Origin of the sequence: Escherichia sp. MOD1-EC6162 (genome assembly GCF_002965125.1) — a bacterium.
GTDB lineage: Bacteria > Pseudomonadota > Gammaproteobacteria > Enterobacterales > Enterobacteriaceae > Escherichia > Escherichia marmotae.
This window is the reverse complement of sequence record NZ_PTSB01000022.1, coordinates 1-19,274: the sequence shown is the minus strand read 5'-3', so window position 1 is coordinate 19,274 and position 19,274 is coordinate 1. Positions and strand designations below refer to the sequence as shown.

The following is a 19,274-nucleotide window of genomic DNA, read 5'->3' as shown; positions in this document are numbered from 1 at the left end:
ATGAATGCTATAGGATAAGTGATAAAAATAATGAATTATTACGTGGGTAACAAAAGACAATCAGGGCGAAAATCGCCCTGATTACAGAAGGTTAGTCGCTGCCAAACAAATCGCGGGTGTAGACCTTGTCTGCCACATCCTTAAGCTCTTCTGCCATTCGGTTGGAAATAATAACGTCGGCTTGTTGTTTGAAGGTGGCGAGATCACGTTCCAGGCGAGAATTGAAGAATGAGTCTTCTTTCATCACCGGCTCATAAATGATCACTTCCACACCTTTCGCCTTGATACGCTTCATAATCCCCTGAATGGAAGACGCGCGGAAGTTATCTGAACCGCTCTTCATAATCAGACGATATATTCCTACTACTTTAGGTTTACGCGACAAGATAGCATCCGCAATAAAGTCCTTACGCGTGCGGTTAGCATCGACAATTGCCGAGATCAGGTTATTCGGCACAGACTGGTAATTCGCCAATAACTGTTTTGTATCTTTCGGCAGACAATAACCACCATAGCCAAACGACGGATTGTTATAGTGATTACCTATGCGCGGGTCGAGACAAACGCCTTCGATAATCTGACGCGTATTCAGACCTAAACTTTCTGTATAGCTATCCAGCTCGTTAAAGTACGCCACACGCATTGCCAGGTAGGTATTAGCGAAAAGTTTAATCGCTTCTGCTTCAGTGGAGTCGGTAAACAGAGTCGGGATATTTTGCTTAATGGCTCCTTCCTGTAATAACTCAGCAAAACGTTCTGCACGTTCTGAACGCTCACCGATAACAATACGTGACGGATGAAGATTATCGTAAAGGGCTTTACCTTCCCGGAGGAATTCTGGGGAGAAAATAATATTTTCAGTACTATATTTCTTATGCATCGCTGCGGTAAAACCAACGGGAACCGTTGATTTGATGACCATAACCGCATAAGGATTTATCTCAACTACGTCTTTAATTACTGATTCTACACTGGATGTATTGAAATAATTAGTTTTAGGATCATAGTCGGTTGGAGTGGCAATGATGACATAATCAGCATCCCGGTAGGCTTCATTTTTATCTAATGTGGCATTAAAGTGTATTTTATCTGATTGCAAAAACTGCTGAATTTCCTTATCAACAATAGGAGATATCCGATCATTCAGCATAGCAACGCGTGACGGTAAAATATCTAATGCCACAACCTCATGATTTTGTGCGATTAGAAGCCCGTTTGACAAGCCTACATAGCCAGTACCGGAAATGGTGATTTTCATTTCATGCTCTCAGAATTAACTTAACTGTGAATCATGATGTTTTTAGCATCCTGATAAGAGTTAAAAGTTTTAACGCTACGATGATGACTGGTCAACGCAACGAAAAACAATTCAGATTTTCTTTATGAGAGTAGCTGATATTTATTAGGTTAATATTAAGCAGTAAAATTTAGTCTATAAGATAATTGGTAAAAAAAAGCCCGGCGCAATATACGCCGGGCCTCAATTTATTGTTGGTTAGATCAGATTAATCCAGCCATTCGGTATGGAACACACCTTCTTTATCGATGCGCTTATAAGTATGTGCACCGAAATAATCACGCTGTGCCTGGATCAGGTTCGCAGGCAGAACAGCGGCACGGTAGCTGTCATAATAGGCAACCGCAGCGGCGAAGGTTGGAACCGGGATACCGTTCTGTACTGCATAAGCAACGACATCACGCAGCGCCTGCTGGTAGTCATCGGCAATTTGCTTGAAGTACGGAGCCAGCAGCAGGTTAGCGATCTGCGGATTTTCGGCATATGCATCGGTGATTTTCTGCAGGAACTGCGCACGGATGATGCAGCCAGCACGGAAAATCTTCGCGATTTCGCCGTAGTTCAGATCCCAGTTGTACTCTTCAGACGCGGCACGCAGTTGAGAGAAGCCCTGAGCGTAAGAAACAATTTTGCCCAGATACAGCGCACGGCGAACTTTCTCGATGAATTCAGCTTTGTTACCTGCTGGCTGTGCTTGTGGGCCAGACAGTACTTTAGACGCGGCAACGCGCTGATCTTTCAGAGAAGAGATATAACGTGCAAACACTGATTCAGTGATCAGCGACAGAGGCTCACCGAGATCCAGTGCACTCTGGCTGGTCCACTTACCAGTACCTTTGTTTGCTGCTTCATCCAGGATCACATCAACCAGGTAGTTACCGTCTTCATCTTTTTTGGTGAAGATATCTTTAGTGATGTCGATCAGGTAGCTGCTCAGTTCACCGTTATTCCACTCGGTAAAGGTCTGTGCCAGTTCTTCGTTGGAGAGGTTCAGGCCACCTTTCAGCAGAGAATAGGCTTCCGCAATCAGTTGCATATCACCGTATTCAATACCGTTGTGAACCATCTTCACATAGTGACCTGCGCCATCGGCACCAATATAGGTAACGCACGGTTCACCATCTTCAGCCACGGCGGCGATTTTGGTAAGGATTGGCGCAACCAGTTCATAGGCTTCCTTCTGCCCACCCGGCATAATGGAAGGACCTTTCAGCGCACCCTCTTCACCACCGGAAACACCCGTACCGATGAAGTTAAACCCTTCTGCGGAAAGCTCACGGTTGCGACGAATAGTGTCCTGGAAGAAGGTGTTACCACCATCAATAATGATGTCACCTTTATCGAGATATGGCTTGAGGGAATCAATAGCAGCATCCGTGCCTGCACCTGCTTTCACCATTAACAGGATGCGACGAGGCGTTTCAAGAGATTCAACGAACTCTTTCACCGTATAGTAAGGAACCAGTTTCTTGCCTGGATTTTCGGCAATAACTTCTTCCGTCTTTTCACGGGAACGGTTGAAAATAGAGACGGTATAACCACGGCTTTCGATGTTGAGCGCAAGGTTGCGTCCCATCACTGCCATACCGACGACGCCGATCTGTTGCTTTGACATTGTTTACTCCTGTCAGGGGTGGTCACCGCGGGGTGTGCGGCTTGAAGAAACTAAGATGGTAACCCAGCATGTATAGAATAAGATAGAAGAATAAACGGTGGTGTATCGCCCTATAACCACTTAGAAAAAGCCTTAGCTTTCAGTGGGTCAAATGGACCCTCCTTTATCTCCAACATAAGGGCTTTCGGTGACAGGCATTTGACACTATGTATATCACCTGGGGAAAATTCCACGACGCTTATTCCCGTACCGTCTCCAACAACAAACTGTTTTTGGATCTCACCATTTTTTCCATATAAACACACTTCTAATTGCCCTTGCACGACGACAAACATTTCCCACTGATGCGGTAACTCATGCCAATGGGGTTCAACATAACTGTCGCGTACAAATGCAATAAGTAAACGTTGAACCTTCTCCTGATGAGATGCGTGCAATAAATAATGAGCGCGCAAACGTTCAGAATTTGCTGCAGTGCGAAAAAGTTCATCCAAAATATTGTCATCAACTAAACGCATTCTCCTGCCTCCAGTCGGACTTCGATAGTATGTGCCGCCGATTCAACCGAAAATTGAGATTTTAACAACACATTAGCGTTCTGACCTAACTGCTTTCTTAAAGCCAAATCCGTAAGAAGCAATTGTGCAGATTCAAACAGTTTATCATCTTCACCATTAACATGAATGAACCCAGCCCCGTGCTTATTAATTACATCCATTAGATCATTACCGCCATTCACACTCCCAAGGATCGGGATTGATTGAACCATATACCCTAGTAATTTCCCGGGGAAATTATGTGAAGAATGGCGAGACGAAAGGGAGAACAGGCCAACATCAACTTCAGATAAAATTAATTTAAACTCTTCCTGGTTCACTGAAGGTAGATGAGTGAAATTAGTTAAATTCCACTCTGCAGCAAGAGAATTAATCAGGTCAACTTCATCACCCTGCCCTATAAACAGGAAATGAGCATCATGATGACGCATCATATTACGCGCAAGGCGCATTAAGTTTGCCATATCCTGAGCATGCCCAATATTACCGCCATAGAAAAAAATGACTTTATCTTTTAGATCGTATTTTTGACGAAGTGAATGATAATCATCGCCGGCAGACACAGGAGTCATTGAGGCCCAATTACGTAAAACTTCACACGGATAACCTTTATTGGCCTGACGAAATATCTCAAGATTCTTATCAGACATTAACCCAATCCAGTCAGCCTGTTGATATGATTTTTTTTCAAAATACCTGAAATATTTTTCAATTGGCGAACCGGCTTTCAACATACCAGCATCAATGATCCACTGTGGAAACATATCCCTTAGGACCAGATAGCTTGGGCACTGGCATCGCTGTTTAATTTTTTTAACCAAGCCTCCCCAAAAAATAGATGGAGAATAATAAACGATACCATCAAATGTATCATGTTGGATGAGGTGCTTTAATGCGTGCCATGCACGAAAAGATAAAAGTGTTTCATTTATGGCACGCTTAGCCTTACCTATATCCTTTAATGGTCCACTTTTGAAACGCCATACCTTTACACCGTCAATCATGCTAACAGAATAGATTGTTTGTATTGTGATGTCAGGCGTAATTACCGTTACATCATGTCCCCTTCGCAGCAATTCCTGACCTAACTCATGAAACATTTTAGCCCCAACACGCGTGCTATAGGGCAAATAATCATCAATGATTAATGCAAGTTTCATTAGTATTGTTTCCAGACAACCCGTTTAACGTAATCAGTATATGAATGAATAATACGCACAACTTTATCTGAAACGTTTGGCATACTGTAGTCACTGACCTGACGAAGTAAACGTGTTTCTCCTCGAGGCTGTGTTACAATAATTTCTAATGCTTGCAAAACTCGTTCAGTCTCGAGACCAACCATCATTACAGCCCCCTCTTCGAAGCCTTCCGGGCGTTCGTGCGCTTCTCGTATATTAAGTGCGGGGAAATTCATAATGGAGGATTCTTCGGTAATAGTTCCACTATCCGATAAAACTGCGCGTGCATTTTTTTGCAGATTGTTGTAATCGTGAAATCCTAATGGCTTAAGGAGTAAGATATTTTTATGGAATTGAATACCGTTTTCATTGATGCGGTTACGAGTACGTGGATGAGTAGAAACAACTACCGGGATGTCATGTTTTTCAGCCACAGTATTAAGTATATTCGCTAGTTTCGCAAGTTGTTTAGGAGTATCAACATTTTCTTCTCTGTGAGCACTTACCACAAAGAAATTTCCAGATATTAAATTCAGACGAGAAAGCACATCGGAACCATCAATTTGCGGCATATAATGAGTAAGCACCTCAAACATTGGGCTACCGGTTTTAATAATCCTATCGGCTGGTACACCTTCAGCTAAAAGATATTCACGAGCGATATCACTATACGTCATATTGATATCAGCAGTATGATCAACTATTTTTCTGTTAGTTTCCTCCGGTACGCGTTGGTCAAAACAACGATTCCCAGCCTCCATATGGAAGATTGGAATTCTTCGACGCTTTGCTGGTATAGCTGAGATACAGGAGTTAGTATCGCCAAGAACTAACATTGCTTCTGGTTTTTCCTGTTCAAGGACCTCATCAACTTTAATGATAACCTGCCCAATAGTCTCTGCTGCATTTTTACCTGCGGCATTAAGAAAATAATCAGGCTTGCGAACACCCAAATCTTTGAAAAAGACTTCATTCAATTCATAATCATAATTTTGCCCAGTATGAACAATAAGGTGGTCACAATATTCATCTAATTTTGCAAGAACGCGCGAGAGTCGAATAATTTCTGGACGAGTCCCAACAACCGACATGACTTTCAATTTTTTCACGATAAAACACTCGCTATAGTATCAGGTTGATCACGATTAAATACTTCATTCGCCCACAATATTACGATTAATTCATCATGACCCGTATTAGTAATATCATGGGACCAGCCTGGCACAGTTTCTACAATTTTATATTCATCTGACGCAACATTAATCTCATATCGTTCTCCTGTTAAAACATTTTTAAACCTAAAACATGCTTTACCACGAATAACGATAAATTTTTCATTCTTTGTATGATGATAGTGCCCTCCACGTGTTACTCCTGGAAGCGCGGTAAAAAATGAAAATTGTCCAGCGGAATGGGTTTTTAAAACCTCGCAGAACACTCCTCTTTCATCACTATAGGAAGGCACTGCATACACGAACTGCTCTGGTTGCAAGTAACTAAGCCAAGTTGAATATAACGCTCGCGTAAACCCCTTACCAACATTTTCCGTAATAAGAGTATGTCTACTTTCTTTAAATTTATAAATTTGATTTGCTACCTCACCCACTGTTACTAAATACGTGGGCTTTATATTTTTAAAACCTGGCGCGTACTTGTTATTTAATAAGTTGATAGCATCTGTACAAAAATCATCAATATAAACAAGCTCGACCTCTGCTGTCGGATCATGAATGGTGATATCTTGATCGTTAGCTATCCTATAACAAAAAGTTGCAACAAAAGAGTTGTAATTTGGTCGACACCACTTACCGAACACATTTGGTAATCGGTAGATATAATATTCTGCGCCACTAATATGACCATAATGTTGAATAATTTTTTCCGCCGATGCCTTGCTTTTTCCATACGCGTTATCACATTCAGCCTGAATGGAGGAACTAAACATAATAGGAGTCTTTTTTGCATTACTAAGCAGAAAGTCAACAATTAATTTTGTAAGGTCTGTATTTCCTTCTTGATACTCATACTCCTCCTTTGGTCTATTTACACCAGCAAGATGATAAATAAAATCAGCAACTTTAATTCCTTGTTCTAACTCTTGCAAAGATGATTTGCGGTCGATAGTTATCAGATCTTTAAAGCCGGCCTCCAGCAAACGATAAATTAAATTACGAGCAATAAACCCTTTAGAACCAGTAATTAATATTTTCATCTCATAAATCCAATTCAAAGGCCTCACCAGCCCTCAAAGCTCGAATAAAAGGCAATTTGAGTAATAATTCTTTCATTCCATTGACATCTAATCTTTCTGTATTATGTGAGTTATAGTCTTCAATTTCTGAAATTCTACAATCGCCATGCTCAACATATTTACCATAGTTGAGGTCACGTAGATCTGGTGGGACACGGTAATAATCTCCCATATCCACTGCAGCGATCATTTCCTCACGACTCAATAGCGCCTCGTATAACTTTTCACCGTGCCTAGTGCCGATAATAGCAACAGGGTGCTCATTAACATCCAATAAATCCTTCAGAGCAATTGCTAACGTTTCAATAGTCGCTGCTGGTGCCTTCTGTACAAAAATATCACCATTATTACCATGTTCAAATGCATAAAGAACCAAGTCTACAGCATCTTCAAGAGTCATCATAAACCGGGTCATATTAGGATCGGTAACGGTTAGTGGTTTTCCAGCTTTTATTAAATCAACAAAAAGAGGAATAACAGAACCACGAGATGCCATAACATTACCGTAGCGAGTTCCGCAAATGATGGTTTTAGAGCTATCTAAATTACGTGACTTGGCCACCATTACTTTTTCCATCATCGCTTTTGAGATTCCCATTGCATTGATGGGATATACTGCTTTGTCAGTGCTTAAACAAACGACTCGTTTAACTTCATTAGCTATCGCAGCTTCCAGTACATTCTCAGTTCCTAACACATTTGTTTTTACTGCCTCCATAGGGTGAAATTCACATGAGGGAACTTGTTTTAATGCTGCTGCGTGATAAATATAATCGACTCCACGAGATGCATTTAGAATACTCCTATAATCACGAACATCGCCAATGTAGAATTTAATTTTTTGATTATTATATTTTTTCCGCATATCATCTTGTTTTTTTTCATCGCGAGAAAAAATCCTAATTTCAGAAATATCAGTGTCTAAGAAGCGATTGAGGACAGCATTTCCAAATGATCCAGTACCGCCAGTGATGAGTAATTTTTTATTTTTGAACATAATTCATCCCATTAATAATTGATATGTAACTTTCTACTCTTGAAATATGGTCAGGGAATTGTTTTATTATTTCATCCCCTGCTCGTAATAATTTATCTTTCAAATAATCATCATTGATCACTTTATTTAATTTGTGTGCAATATCTTTCGCATCTAATGGATTGAAATAAACAGCCGCATTTCCACAAAGCGTTCTAGCAAAATCTAAATCACTTGTACAAATTGGGAGTTGCATTTTCATTGACTCAAGATAACTTGCAGTAAAGCATTCCAACAATGTTGGTAAGAATAAAATATCACAATATTTATATATAGCTGGACAATCATTTATACTAACCGGTCCTAAATTTAACGTAGCCGATTTAAAAATATCTGATTGTTTTTCATAATCATTTTCGTTAATGGTGATTATAAATTTGCAGTTTACGCCTAACTTTTGAAGTTCAGTGTAGACCTCTGGGATAACTGATAAATTTTTATGTGGGTAATTATGGGTTATCGTGACAAACTTTATGCATTTAAGAGATCGTAGATTAAATTTATCATTAATCTCTTCAGCATGAAGATCATTAAAAACATAATTTAAACAATTGGGAACAACTTTTATTTTATCATTGCCACAGTTGAATTTTTTTATGAATAACTTCCTTATTGCTTCGGTTTCTGTAACATAATAACTAAACGGATCCCATAATAAGTAACTTTGTATCCCTACCTTTATTTTCGTAAGCGTTCTTCTAATTACATTTAATTTTTTATAAGCAATACTATGCTGAGAAACAATCCAAGGATTAGCAAAACCTATTAAGTGTCTTGCTCCACAAGTTCCCCAATATGTTGGCCCAAAAATGGTAAATATTACATCATAACTCTCAGACAATTCTTTAATTCTTTTCCTGCCTTTATTCCATGGAATTATAGTTTTTATATCTGTAGTAATGATTTCAAAATTATCTTTTTTTAAAAATTGTTTTGCATGCTTATACACATTTTCACTTACGACATAATAAATGTCCAAGTCTTGATATTTGTCACTAGAGAGTTGCTTAATAACACTCAGACTTACTTGTATTGCTCCTCCAACCTTCAAGTTAGAAGCATCAATTAATATTCTCATTTAGTATGCCCAACCATCTGCAAATTCATATGGTTTCAGTTCTGATAATCCAGTAACCAGACGTATAATCATATATATGAATAGTATTAAAAATATCGCAAAATTTATTGACCGATCATTCTTTTGAATCAGAAAAAATACCCAACCAAACTCAAATAATAGCGCAATTCTATATAACATACCAAACTGCCATGCTAAAGCCCATGTACTCAACATTGCCAGCAGTATCATAATCAATACTTTAGATTGATTTGTTTGGATGATTTTATCAAATGAGTAGTTATTCGTCACAAATAATAATAGTAGCATAGCAACCGCTAGTGCTTCTCGTACAATAAATGATAGAACACTTCCTAGTTCCTTTTGATCACTGCTGGATGCCAAGTAGTTTACATATCTATCACTTATTAAAGAAGTATATTGCAATAGAGAATCAATAGGGATAATAATGAAAACACATGGTAATAAAAATGCGATGAACAAATGTCTCACCACATATTTCCAAATAAACCTTAACAATACTAATGGAACGATAAATATTATTACTTTATGAAATAAAAATCCAACAAAAAAATACATCAAAGATCTTAATGTTACCTTATTTTTTTTGTATACATTCATTAAACAAATTAAACCACACAATACACCTACTAGATATCTTACCTGAATAAATAAAGGTTGGATATAGAAACAATATATCACCAAACCCACAATACATTCATAACCTTTGAAATAACTTGATAATTTAGCTATTAAAAAGATAAAAAGTAATGAATTAAAAATGTAATAGTATTGAAATCCCAATCCTAAACTTTTCAGGATTGCCATACCATATATGACTGACAGTTCAACATCCGAGGTTAACAATTTAATTCTAGATAGATTCGCACTATCTAAATATCTTAACTCTGGAATCAGATCAAAATAAAATTTATAGTTGACATAATCTGGATCAATATATCCTTTAAATCCAGTTAAAATCATCACGAATAATAAGAATACACAAAGAAATAATCGTTCACTTTTAAATAAATAATAATTGCTGATAAAAACATCTTTATTGTTATATAACAAACCAAAAATTAATGGACAAAGAGGAATATAATAAAATATCATGATTTATTGTTCTCATATATTTGACTATATTTTTCTGCGCAAATAGAGATTGAAAACTCATTCTTAAATCTATTACGAATATTATATTCCATATGTCTTTTTTTACATTCACTAAATGACATAAACTTCTTTATTGCTATATCAAGTTGTGCTTCAGAAAAATCATTAGCTAATACTCCACACTCATCATCTAATATATCAGCAATCCCTCCAGCTGGAGTTGATATACATATTTTCCCCACAGACATACCTTCTATTAAAGATATAGGCAAACCTTCATACACTGAGCTAAAAATAATCCCATCTGAAGACTTTATAAAATCAGACACATTATCCACAACGCCTATATATTCAAAATTTGATATTTTTTTGGAATAATCCATTATATGTTTAGCATACTTTATATTATCTTGTGTAATTGCCCCCATGGAAATAACGTAACATTCTTTATTTTTTTTTAAAACATCTATTAATAAGCGATGATTTTTCTGTGGATCCATTCTAGCTATATGACAAAAAACATTAGTATATTGTTTTCTGAGTTCCTTTACTCTCCTTTTAACCCCCTCATATTTAACAGTTTCACTTATAGTCTCTGTTCCATTTTTTATAATCTCTGTATATCGAAGATTATAATAATTTTTAACTGATTCAGATACTATATCTGAAATTGAAACCGGTATCGCTTTACATATCTTGAAGTATGCTTTGTTAATGTATTTAGCCAATTTTCTCGGTGCATCATATCTCGCTATATTATGAATAGTATGTATCACTCTATATTTATCTTTGCAAAAAAATGCAAATGGCAATATATAAAAAGGAATACTCAAATGAGTATGTATTACATCGTGCTTAGTTTTCAAGAGCACTGCATTCAACTTAAATAAAATCGATATTTTATTATTAATTTCACCATTCAATTCAATAAGAGTTACTTTATCTGATAACCTTTTTCTAATTATATTATCTTTTATTTTAAAAAGGGTGATTAAAGTCACATCATTTTTTTTACTTAATTCATTAGATAAGGATATTACAAATTGCTCAGCTCCTCCTGTTGAAAGAGTTGGTATAACTTGTGTAATTCTCATTTTTGGAATTGCCTCTTCCACTTGTGAATATTTTCCTCGTTAATTTTGATATCAATTATATAATTATTGTCTATCATGGTTGATAAGTTTTCTGCTAAAGAATTTCGATTTATAATAGGCAAATTAAAGTCTTTGGCTTTTTCTATAGCTCTGTTATCAAAAGCCACAATTAGAGCTCGGTTTTTATACTGCAGCGCTCTAATTCCACCATGTAATCGAGTACCGATAAAATCTATATCATTATTTGATAATAAAGCATCATACTCATCAAGCCTAGGTGGAACTACTTCAATATTATTGATTTTCATTTCACGAAAATAATTAAGATCCCCTGATCCTTGCGGCCAAAAATATACTTTATCATATTTCCTTTTTAGAATTTCAATTAATAACCTGTCATTTTTATAATCTTTGTCATAATCTGTTAAAGTAAAAACAACTTTATCTGCTTTTACTTTTCTAATAGCTGCGCAATGCTCACCAGTGAGCATCCACATGGTCGGACAACCAGTGTTAATAACATTATTAACCCCTATTTCATTTAATTTTTTCCTTGTGTAATCATCCCGAACTGAATGTATTCTTTCAGAATCTGAAAGAAGCTTCCTGTAATATTTAGCGGTAAACCGAGATGTACGAGATCCATATTTATTCCAACCGACTCCCATAAGTACTACTTTTTTCATTTTTAATATATCGAGGGGGCTTAACTCCCAATTTGCACTTCTGAACATCGTGTCACATAAAAGATTTGAACCACAAACAATTCTTTCTTTACATAAATTTGCATGATGGATTCCTATTGATTTTGAACCAACATGTGTAGATATATGATAGACTTGCTCTGTAGCAAATATGGTTTTAATCTGTTCTAAACCCGATGCATTTATAATTTCATCACCGACATTCAATGATGATATACTTGTATTATATAAACAAATAACATTTTCATAATCCGTAAAAGTGCCAAAATATTTATTCAAACCAAACCGCATTATTAAATTATTTATTTTCATTTTCTATAAACGCTCTTAATAAAACCTTACGAGATTTTCTACCACAAAGAACAACAATCAACGCACTGATAGCGTAGCTTGATACAATTGCAACCACTCCCCCCCAAGCTCCACCATATTTGATCAGAAAATACCCCCCCATAATATTATACAATAGCGCAATTAAATTTCTTTGAAATACAATTTTACCCAGCCCCTCATTTACAAAATAGCGGCCAGTCGAGTTTAATATAAAACAAAATGGAATGACAAGGCTTAGACCAATGATATAACTCTCTGCCAAGTTATATTTTTCCCCATACATTAATTCTATCAAAAAAGGTGTAGTCAATGCACAAATACAACCAAATGCAACACCAAAAAACAATGAACCTAATAACATAGCACGTACATTTTTAGCGTATTCTTTATTGTTTTTATTTAACTTTGGCACAAAACTCAATGTAAAAATTGAACTAGGTACTATATACAGCATTAAAAATTTAAGAGCTATTGCATAATTAGCCAATACTGTATAAGACATAAACTTCGCAATATATAGTTGGTCTGTCTTTGTGTAAATTACAACCATTGCCCCAGACAGTATTAAATAAAATCCTTCGTAATAAAAAATTTTAATATATTTTTTTACAAGTTTATTTGTAAAACTTATTTTATCACATCCATATATGTAATATAATAAAATTAAGAACAAATTTTCTGTAACAGTGACAATTGCTATGTAAAAAAGAGAAGGTGCGTAATATAATACAAACATCTTAATAAAGAAAAATAAGACATATGTACATATTCCTATTAGAGTGAAATTTAAATATTTATCTTTTGCAATAAAAGAAGAGGAAAAAACTGTTAATGACCGCGCGATAATTAATCCACTAAATATTAATATGCATGCACTGAGCCGTGAATCATCTATCCACATAGACCATATCCAAGCAATTATAAGTCCTAAGATAATTCCTGGAATTTTAAATAACAGAGCAGCTCCTATTATGTTTGGTTCGTCTTTTCGCTCATTAACAATTTCCCTTTGAACTAATTGCTCCAACCCCTGAAAAGAAAAGATCGAAACAATTGCTATTATTGCATCAGCATTACTAATAACACCGAAATCTTCAGTAGATATAATTTTTGCCATTAAAAATGTGAATAATGCCAGAAAAACGACATTCGTATATTTTTCAAGCATATAAAAAAAACTGGCAGGAACTTTTCTCTTAAAAAATAATCTCTGCATATCATCGCTTAATTATTTGATTACCCACGCTACCGCCCCTGGCTTTACAGCTACCAGAGCACTGCATACATGCCTACGATGTGACGAGCGTTACCCACTCGCGCTAAACCCGAAAAATTCAAACGCTAATTGTCTTACCAATCCGCTCTGGAAACAAGGAAAATCCTGGAAAAGTTTGACTAAAATCCTATTGCTAAGTCGTTGTTATTCTGAAAGTTTATAAAGCAACAACGGCAGGAAGATTCGCAACAAATTACTTTCGCCACAAATCTTCACTGCCGTTATGATTTTCTTATTAACCGTTACATCCGGTCAGATTTTCATTATTCGCTTAACAGCTTCTCAATACCTTTGCGGAACTTCGCCCCTTCTTTCAGGTTACGCAGCCCATACTTCACAAACGCCTGCATATAGCCCATTTTTTTACCGCAGTCGTAGCTGTCACCGGTCATTAACATGGCATCAACGGCTTGTTTTTTAGCCAGTTCAGCAATGGCATCTGTCAACTGTATACGTCCCCATGCACCTGGCTGAGTGCGTTCCAGTTCAGGCCAAATATCGGCAGAAAGGACATAACGACCAACAGCCATTATGTCTGAGTCCAGCGTCTGCGGCTGATCCGGTTTTTCAATAAATTCAACAATACGGCTAACTTTGCCTTCACGGTCCAGCGGCTCTTTGGTCTGGATGACGGAGTATTCAGAGAGGTCGCCCGGCATACGTTTTGCCAGTACCTGGCTGCGGCCCGTTTCGTTAAAGCGCGCAATCATGGCAGCAAGGTTGTAACGCAGCGGATCGGCGCTGGCGTCGTCAATAACAACGTCTGGCAACACCACGACAAACGGATTGTCGCCAATGGCAGGTCGCGCGCACAAAATGGAGTGGCCTAAACCTAAAGGTTCACCCTGACGCACGTTCATAATGGTCACGCCCGGCGGACAGATGGACTGCACTTCCGCCAGCAGTTGACGCTTCACGCGCAGCTCAAGGAGAGATTCTAATTCATATGAGGTGTCGAAGTGGTTTTCGACCGCGTTCTTGGACGCATGAGTTACCAGGAGGATTTCTTTGATCCCTGCAGCCACAATCTCGTCAACAATGTACTGAATCATTGGCTTGTCGACGATCGGTAGCATCTCTTTAGGAATCGCCTTAGTGGCAGGCAACATATGCATCCCAAGACCCGCTACAGGAATAACTGCTTTTAAATTCGTCATTATTTCATCCACCTGTAAAATGGTTGCTGAATTATAGCTTGTTCGATTTTTTTCGCCAGCATCAATTACCCTGAACTGATGACTGATTTACTTCCGATGTTACGCCGCTTCGCTCAGGATTGCAGTAGCGTTATTCTTAAGTATGGCTCCATTTTTCCAGGAATGGTCGCAATTCTACTTCCCCCGTTCCGGCAATCGAAAGTTAATCTTTTCCACATTAACAATGTGGTAATTAATCCTGTCGATATCGACTGAACTTTGTCCTTTTTCATTCACCGAATGAACATTTGCCAGTGACAGTAAGGTCTCGTTCTTTGCCATAAATGTGCCACGAACGTCTTTACGCAAGTCGAAGTTCATGGTCAATGCTGGCCCCACAGAGGATTCCTGCATCACTTTGATATTTCGCATAAAAAGATGTTGCGGTTTGTTGTGCAGTTCCAGCGACGCACGCTTCATTTCAATGTTGGTCAGCGCCACAAAAGAAGTTGCATTGCCTGCCGAAATTTGTATTCCGCGCAATTTCCAGGCAAGGTGAGTATTATCAAGGTGAATATTATTCAGTTTGAAATTTTGCGGTATGGAGAGATACCTGCCTTTAATGACACCGTAGCCGATTAACATTCCGGCACTATTAACCATTTCTATCTGGTCAATAACAAAGTTATCACATCCATATATCGCAACTGTGGCATTATCAATACCCGCTTTCTTACTGAAATCCGGCGTAATATTACGCGCTTTAATATTACGGATAATGAAATGCTTGCCATTTTCAACATGAATTAGTTGCCGACAATCAGAGCCAGTGATATTCGCTACGACAAAGTTTTTCACTGCCTGGTCTTCCGGATAGTTGTTATCGTAAGTACTTCCCGCAAGGCCTATGCCAATACCCCAGTTGATTTTGCCATTAGTACAGTTGATGCGTTCTATTACGTGGTCGGAAATTAAAATATCGCGGTCGTTAATCGCCACATTCCATTCGATGGCGTCGCCCTGTAAATCGCTGAACTTACAATGGGTGATGTTGGCACCGATAATCTGGTTATGAAATCCCTGGCGTAAGATGGCGTAGTTGGCGTGGCTGACCGTGAGGTTGTCAATGACCAGATTGCGCATGACCCGCTTGTTTTTGCCGCCAATATAGATCTGCGTCACCGGGCCAAAACCGCTCATCGCCAGGTCTTTAATGACGCAATCAGAACCGCGCACATCCAGGGTGATGTTATGCATACTACCGCCCTTCCCCCCTGTCACCTGGCTGCCGTCCTGTAAGACAAATCGCCCTCTGCCGTTGCCGCGCAGGCTTCCAAGGATGCGTAACGTTTTACCGGGAGGGATGAAGATGCCGGTGTTGATGTTGTCGCAAACAAATCCGCCAGGCACAACGACCGTTTGCCCTTCGCTGAAAGCCTGTTTAAACAAGGCTATCCAGTCTTTGGAATTGTAGTCATTGATGTTAACGCTTTGTCGGGCAGGAATTGCACGGGCAAAAGGAGTATGGAGGAAAGCAAGCGCGGAGCCTGCCGTCAGGAAGGTACGTCGGGAGAGTTTTTTAAATGGCATACGTTCTCCTCTATAAAGCCTGCAACAAGCTGGCGAGTTCTCGGTTAATCACCTGCTGGTTAAAATCATGTTCGACTTTTTCGCGCGCACGTTTGATAACCGGAGCCAGTTTGTCGGCATCCAGTTGGCTAAACGCCGCCAGTCGTTGCGCCAGTGCGCGAGCATCGTTCTCAGGCACCAGCCAGCCGGATTTATCGGCCTCCACCAGTTCCGGTATTCCGCTATGCAGAGTAGAAACCACCGGAATGCCAACCGCCATCGCTTCCATTAGCGCCACCGGAATACCTTCCATATCGCCGTCCGCGCCCGTAACCGATGGCAGCAGGAAGACATCCGCGTCGTCGAGCATCGCCTTCACTTCGTGGCTCGGTTTAAACCCCGGCATCTCCACCATATCTTCCAATTGATACTGTTCGATGAGCGTGCGTAAACGCCGCTCCCACGGGCCGATGCCGAGGATGCGATAGCGAAACGCCACACCCTGCTCTTTCAACTGACGGCAGGCTTCGATCGCCACATGCAGGCCTTTTTTCTCGGTTAAGCGTGCGACGGAAATGATTTCCAGCGGCGTTGCGGGTGCTTTCACCGGACGCGGGCTAAAGCGCGTCATGTCCACGCCCATACGCGATACGGCGATTTTTTCTCTGGGGCAGCCCATTTTTTGCAGCCTTCCGGCCCACAGTTCGCTTATTGGTAACATCAGCTCGCCACGGCGAAACAGTTGTTGATATTCGGGGGTGTAGTGGTTGAGCACTTCCCGGCTGGAAATATCAATGCCGTGGAAGATAGTGGCGATTTTGCCGCGAATCACCCCCAGTTCACGCAATTTGGCTGCGGTTACCCCCGCAGGGCCAAAATGAGCGATGAACACATCGGCGCGAAACGGTGTTGCGACCTGACCACAAATGGCAGACAAAATCAGGTTTCGTGACTCAGCGCCATAGCGTTTGAGGTTGAGCGCCTGCCAGGTGTTTTTACGATGAATGCCGCGTAAGGTCTGGCTGGCACGATGGCGTAGTTTCGCTACTTTGCCCTGAGGTTCGTCCTGTAACCAGCGAGTTTTAGCGGCAAGGTTGTATTGCGTCCATGCCGCATGGGTGTTTTGCGTATCGCCTTTTTGCAGCGCGACAATCTCCACCTCAAAGCCCATATCAATAAACGCAGTAATTTGGTTGAGGACGAAGGTTTCCGACGACAGCGGGAATTTCAGTAAAAAGAAGCCAACCTTCATTTCGCCTCCCCGATGCGTTCCAGTACAGACTGCACCATCTGCATTCCTGCCTGGCGTTCGCGACTGACGGCTTCGCTAAGTCGCGCGTTCAGCGCCGGAAGCTGGCCTAAGGTATCCGCAACCATCGCTTGCAGGCTGCCGTCTAATAAATGACGAATATCCATCGCCATCTCCGGCAGCCCCAGTTGTTGCATAATCCCGGCGGATTTATGCTCGTAGTTGATAGCAATTGCCGGAGTGGCAAAGTTCATAGAGATAATGGCGGAGTGCAGGCGCGTACCGACAGTGAGTTCACAGGCAGCGAGAATTTTGCCCATTTCCAGATCGTTAAGTTCATCCATCACCACGTGGTAACGGGAAGGATCGCTGATGTGCTGGCGCAGGTTGAGCGCCACCATGCGGTCATCTTTGTTGTAGCTGTCGATGCCCGTACAGGTGGAAAGCGCAATGACCTGATACCCTTCGTCGAGAATGCGATTGACCACCCCGGCAAAGGCTTGTTCATACGCTTGTTGAGTGGTGCCGAGGCGTTTATCGAACGGTGCCAGTTCGCGCAGAGTAATTGCCACGGTTTTCTGTTGGGATGCGACGCCCAGCCAGTGTTGGACAGCGTAGCTGGCGGTGTAATCTTCAGTGTGATGATCGACCAGCCAGGCGGTATCGACGCCGTGTTCGACTTTTGCGGTAGTGATATTGCTGCGTTTCATCAGCTCAAGGCTGACCGATTCGCGCAGGATCAATGCATCGCAGTGACCAAAAACGTAGTTAGCCAGTTGGTTAAATTGCTCATCCTGGAACGGGCCGACGCTGTGACCAATCATAAACAGCGGCTTTTTCGCCATAAAGGTGCACAGGGCGTGTTCAAACTGCGGTACGCCGTAGAGATCGACAAAAAACGAACCGCCGACCTGAATAATGGCGTCGTAACCTGAAAGCAAGCGCACGAAGTCGGTAAATCCCTGGGCGATGGCAATATTACGCAGCTTGCCGGTGTCGGTGACGCGAGAGAGCAATACCTGGTGTTGGTAGCGGCGACGGAGGACTTTTTTTACGCGCCCGACAACGCCCGCCGCGCTGTTGTGTTGTTTCATTTGCAGGAACAGCGGATCGCCCATTACCGGGCGGTTAAGCAGCCAGGAAGAACTGACCGGATAGCGGCTCATCACGTCCACTTCGGCGTGTGGATTGAGGATGTTGATGGCATCAAGTAAGCCACGCAAAATGGCGCTGTCGCCGCGGTTGCCGCAAGTGTGGTTGCCCAGAATAAGTAATTTCATTTTTTCCTCATAAATTTGATGCCAGGTGAGGTTGTGTTCGTTGTGTTCGTTGCCGCTTTTTGCCTGATGCGACGCTGACGCGTCTTATCAGGCCTACAAGATCCGAGCACTGAACCGTAGGCCGGATAAGGCGTTTTACGCCGCACCCGGCATTCAGCGCCTGATGCGACGCTGACGCGTCTTATCAGGCCTACAAAATCCGAGCACTGAACCGTAGGCCGGATAAGGCGTTTTACGCCGCATCCGGCATTCAACGCCTGATGCGAAGCTGACGCGTCTTATCAGGCCTACAAAATCCGAGCACTGAACCGTAGGCCGGATAAGGCGTTTTACGCCGCATCCGGCATTCAACGCCTGATGCGACGCTGACGCGTATTATCAGGCCTACAAGATCCGGGCACTGAACCGTAGGCCGGATAAGGCGTTTTACGCCGCATCCGGCATTCAACGCCTGATGCGACGCTGACGCGTATTATCAGGCCTACAAGATCCGGGCACTGAA

At 40.7% G+C, this 19,274-nt stretch carries 16 protein-coding genes; all 16 read right to left on the bottom strand.

The genetic code is table 11. The features are described from left to right. Positions 1–91: 91 nt before the first annotated feature. Complete coding sequence (ugd, locus tag A9587_RS17160; RefSeq protein ID WP_105263677.1) at positions 92–1,258, bottom strand: UDP-glucose 6-dehydrogenase; 1,167 nt, start codon at positions 1,256–1,258, stop codon at positions 92–94. Positions 1,259–1,505: 247 nt separating this feature from the next. Further along, a complete protein-coding gene (gene gndA / locus A9587_RS17155; RefSeq protein ID WP_001516615.1) occupies positions 1,506–2,912 on the bottom strand; it encodes an NADP-dependent phosphogluconate dehydrogenase in 1,407 nt (468 codons plus the stop codon). A 110-nt stretch (positions 2,913–3,022) separates the two neighbouring features. Beyond that, the gene (locus A9587_RS17150; protein ID WP_001516616.1) at positions 3,023–3,430 is read right to left on the bottom strand and encodes a WbuC family cupin fold metalloprotein; all 408 of its coding nucleotides are present in this window, start codon (positions 3,428–3,430) and stop codon (positions 3,023–3,025) included. Beyond that, positions 3,421–4,629, bottom strand: coding sequence for a glycosyltransferase family 4 protein (locus A9587_RS17145; RefSeq protein WP_105263676.1), 1,209 nt, complete (start codon positions 4,627–4,629; stop codon positions 3,421–3,423). Before A9587_RS17145 ends, A9587_RS17150 begins: the two co-directional genes overlap by 10 nt. Next, a complete protein-coding gene (gene wecB / locus A9587_RS17140; RefSeq protein ID WP_001516618.1) occupies positions 4,629–5,759 on the bottom strand; it encodes a non-hydrolyzing UDP-N-acetylglucosamine 2-epimerase in 1,131 nt (376 codons plus the stop codon). Before wecB ends, A9587_RS17145 begins: the two co-directional genes overlap by 1 nt. Further along, positions 5,756–6,862 (bottom strand): UDP-2-acetamido-2,6-beta-L-arabino-hexul-4-ose reductase, encoded by a 1,107-nt coding sequence (gene wbjC, locus A9587_RS17135; RefSeq protein WP_001516619.1) that lies wholly within the window; start codon positions 6,860–6,862, stop codon positions 5,756–5,758. Before wbjC ends, wecB begins: the two co-directional genes overlap by 4 nt. 1 nt (position 6,863) lies before the next feature. Further along, positions 6,864–7,898, bottom strand: a complete 1,035-nt coding sequence (gene fnlA / locus A9587_RS17130) for a UDP-N-acetylglucosamine 4,6-dehydratase/5-epimerase (RefSeq protein WP_001516620.1) — start codon at positions 7,896–7,898, stop codon at positions 6,864–6,866. Then, positions 7,885–9,015 (bottom strand): glycosyltransferase, encoded by a 1,131-nt coding sequence (locus A9587_RS17125; RefSeq protein ID WP_001516621.1) that lies wholly within the window; start codon positions 9,013–9,015, stop codon positions 7,885–7,887. Before A9587_RS17125 ends, fnlA begins: the two co-directional genes overlap by 14 nt. Further along, positions 9,016–10,131 carry an EpsG family protein gene (locus A9587_RS17120; RefSeq protein WP_105281936.1) on the bottom strand — a complete coding sequence of 372 codons (1,116 nt, stop codon included), beginning with the start codon at positions 10,129–10,131 and terminating at the stop codon, positions 9,016–9,018. Further along, positions 10,128–11,246 (bottom strand): glycosyltransferase, encoded by a 1,119-nt coding sequence (locus tag A9587_RS17115; protein WP_233432057.1) that lies wholly within the window; start codon positions 11,244–11,246, stop codon positions 10,128–10,130. Before A9587_RS17115 ends, A9587_RS17120 begins: the two co-directional genes overlap by 4 nt. Beyond that, entirely contained in the window at positions 11,222–12,241 is a 1,020-nt protein-coding gene (locus A9587_RS17110) for a polysaccharide pyruvyl transferase family protein (protein ID WP_001516624.1), read from the bottom strand. The genes A9587_RS17115 and A9587_RS17110 overlap by 25 nt, the downstream gene beginning before the upstream one ends. Beyond that, positions 12,228–13,478 carry an oligosaccharide flippase family protein gene (locus tag A9587_RS17105; RefSeq protein ID WP_228029476.1) on the bottom strand — a complete coding sequence of 417 codons (1,251 nt, stop codon included), beginning with the start codon at positions 13,476–13,478 and terminating at the stop codon, positions 12,228–12,230. The genes A9587_RS17110 and A9587_RS17105 overlap by 14 nt, the downstream gene beginning before the upstream one ends. Positions 13,479–13,801: 323 nt before the next feature. Further along, the gene (gene galF / locus A9587_RS17095) at positions 13,802–14,695 is read right to left on the bottom strand and encodes a UTP--glucose-1-phosphate uridylyltransferase GalF (protein WP_016248888.1); all 894 of its coding nucleotides are present in this window, start codon (positions 14,693–14,695) and stop codon (positions 13,802–13,804) included. A gap of 174 nt (positions 14,696–14,869) precedes the next feature. Further along, positions 14,870–16,264: a colanic acid biosynthesis protein WcaM gene (gene wcaM / locus A9587_RS17090; RefSeq protein ID WP_105264044.1), complete on the bottom strand. Its 1,395-nt coding sequence runs from the start codon at positions 16,262–16,264 to the stop codon at positions 14,870–14,872. Positions 16,265–16,274: 10 nt separating this feature from the next. Beyond that, positions 16,275–17,495, bottom strand: coding sequence for a colanic acid biosynthesis glycosyltransferase WcaL (gene wcaL, locus A9587_RS17085; protein WP_105264043.1), 1,221 nt, complete (start codon positions 17,493–17,495; stop codon positions 16,275–16,277). Next, on the bottom strand, positions 17,492–18,772 hold the full coding sequence (gene wcaK, locus A9587_RS17080) for a colanic acid biosynthesis pyruvyl transferase WcaK (protein WP_016248891.1): 1,281 nt from the start codon (positions 18,770–18,772) through the stop codon (positions 17,492–17,494). Before wcaK ends, wcaL begins: the two co-directional genes overlap by 4 nt. Between the last annotated feature and the right edge of the window lie 502 nt (positions 18,773–19,274).

Coding starts and splice junctions, on each gene's coding strand:
- ugd (WP_105263677.1), bottom strand. CDS start 1,258: ATGAAAATCACCATTTCCGGTACTGGCTATGTAGGCTTGTCAAACGGG.
- gndA (WP_001516615.1), bottom strand. CDS start 2,912: ATGTCAAAGCAACAGATCGGCGTCGTCGGTATGGCAGTGATGGGACGC.
- A9587_RS17150 (WP_001516616.1), bottom strand. CDS start 3,430: ATGCGTTTAGTTGATGACAATATTTTGGATGAACTTTTTCGCACTGCA.
- A9587_RS17145 (WP_105263676.1), bottom strand. CDS start 4,629: ATGAAACTTGCATTAATCATTGATGATTATTTGCCCTATAGCACGCGT.
- wbjC (WP_001516619.1), bottom strand. CDS start 6,862: ATGAAAATATTAATTACTGGTTCTAAAGGGTTTATTGCTCGTAATTTA.
- fnlA (WP_001516620.1), bottom strand. CDS start 7,898: ATGTTCAAAAATAAAAAATTACTCATCACTGGCGGTACTGGATCATTT.
- A9587_RS17125 (WP_001516621.1), bottom strand. CDS start 9,015: ATGAGAATATTAATTGATGCTTCTAACTTGAAGGTTGGAGGAGCAATA.
- A9587_RS17120 (WP_105281936.1), bottom strand. CDS start 10,131: ATGATATTTTATTATATTCCTCTTTGTCCATTAATTTTTGGTTTGTTA.
- A9587_RS17110 (WP_001516624.1), bottom strand. CDS start 12,241: ATGAAAATAAATAATTTAATAATGCGGTTTGGTTTGAATAAATATTTT.
- A9587_RS17105 (WP_228029476.1), bottom strand. CDS start 13,478: ATGCAGAGATTATTTTTTAAGAGAAAAGTTCCTGCCAGTTTTTTTTAT.
- galF (WP_016248888.1), bottom strand. CDS start 14,695: ATGACGAATTTAAAAGCAGTTATTCCTGTAGCGGGTCTTGGGATGCAT.
- wcaM (WP_105264044.1), bottom strand. CDS start 16,264: ATGCCATTTAAAAAACTCTCCCGACGTACCTTCCTGACGGCAGGCTCC.
- wcaL (WP_105264043.1), bottom strand. CDS start 17,495: ATGAAGGTTGGCTTCTTTTTACTGAAATTCCCGCTGTCGTCGGAAACC.
- wcaK (WP_016248891.1), bottom strand. CDS start 18,772: ATGAAATTACTTATTCTGGGCAACCACACTTGCGGCAACCGCGGCGAC.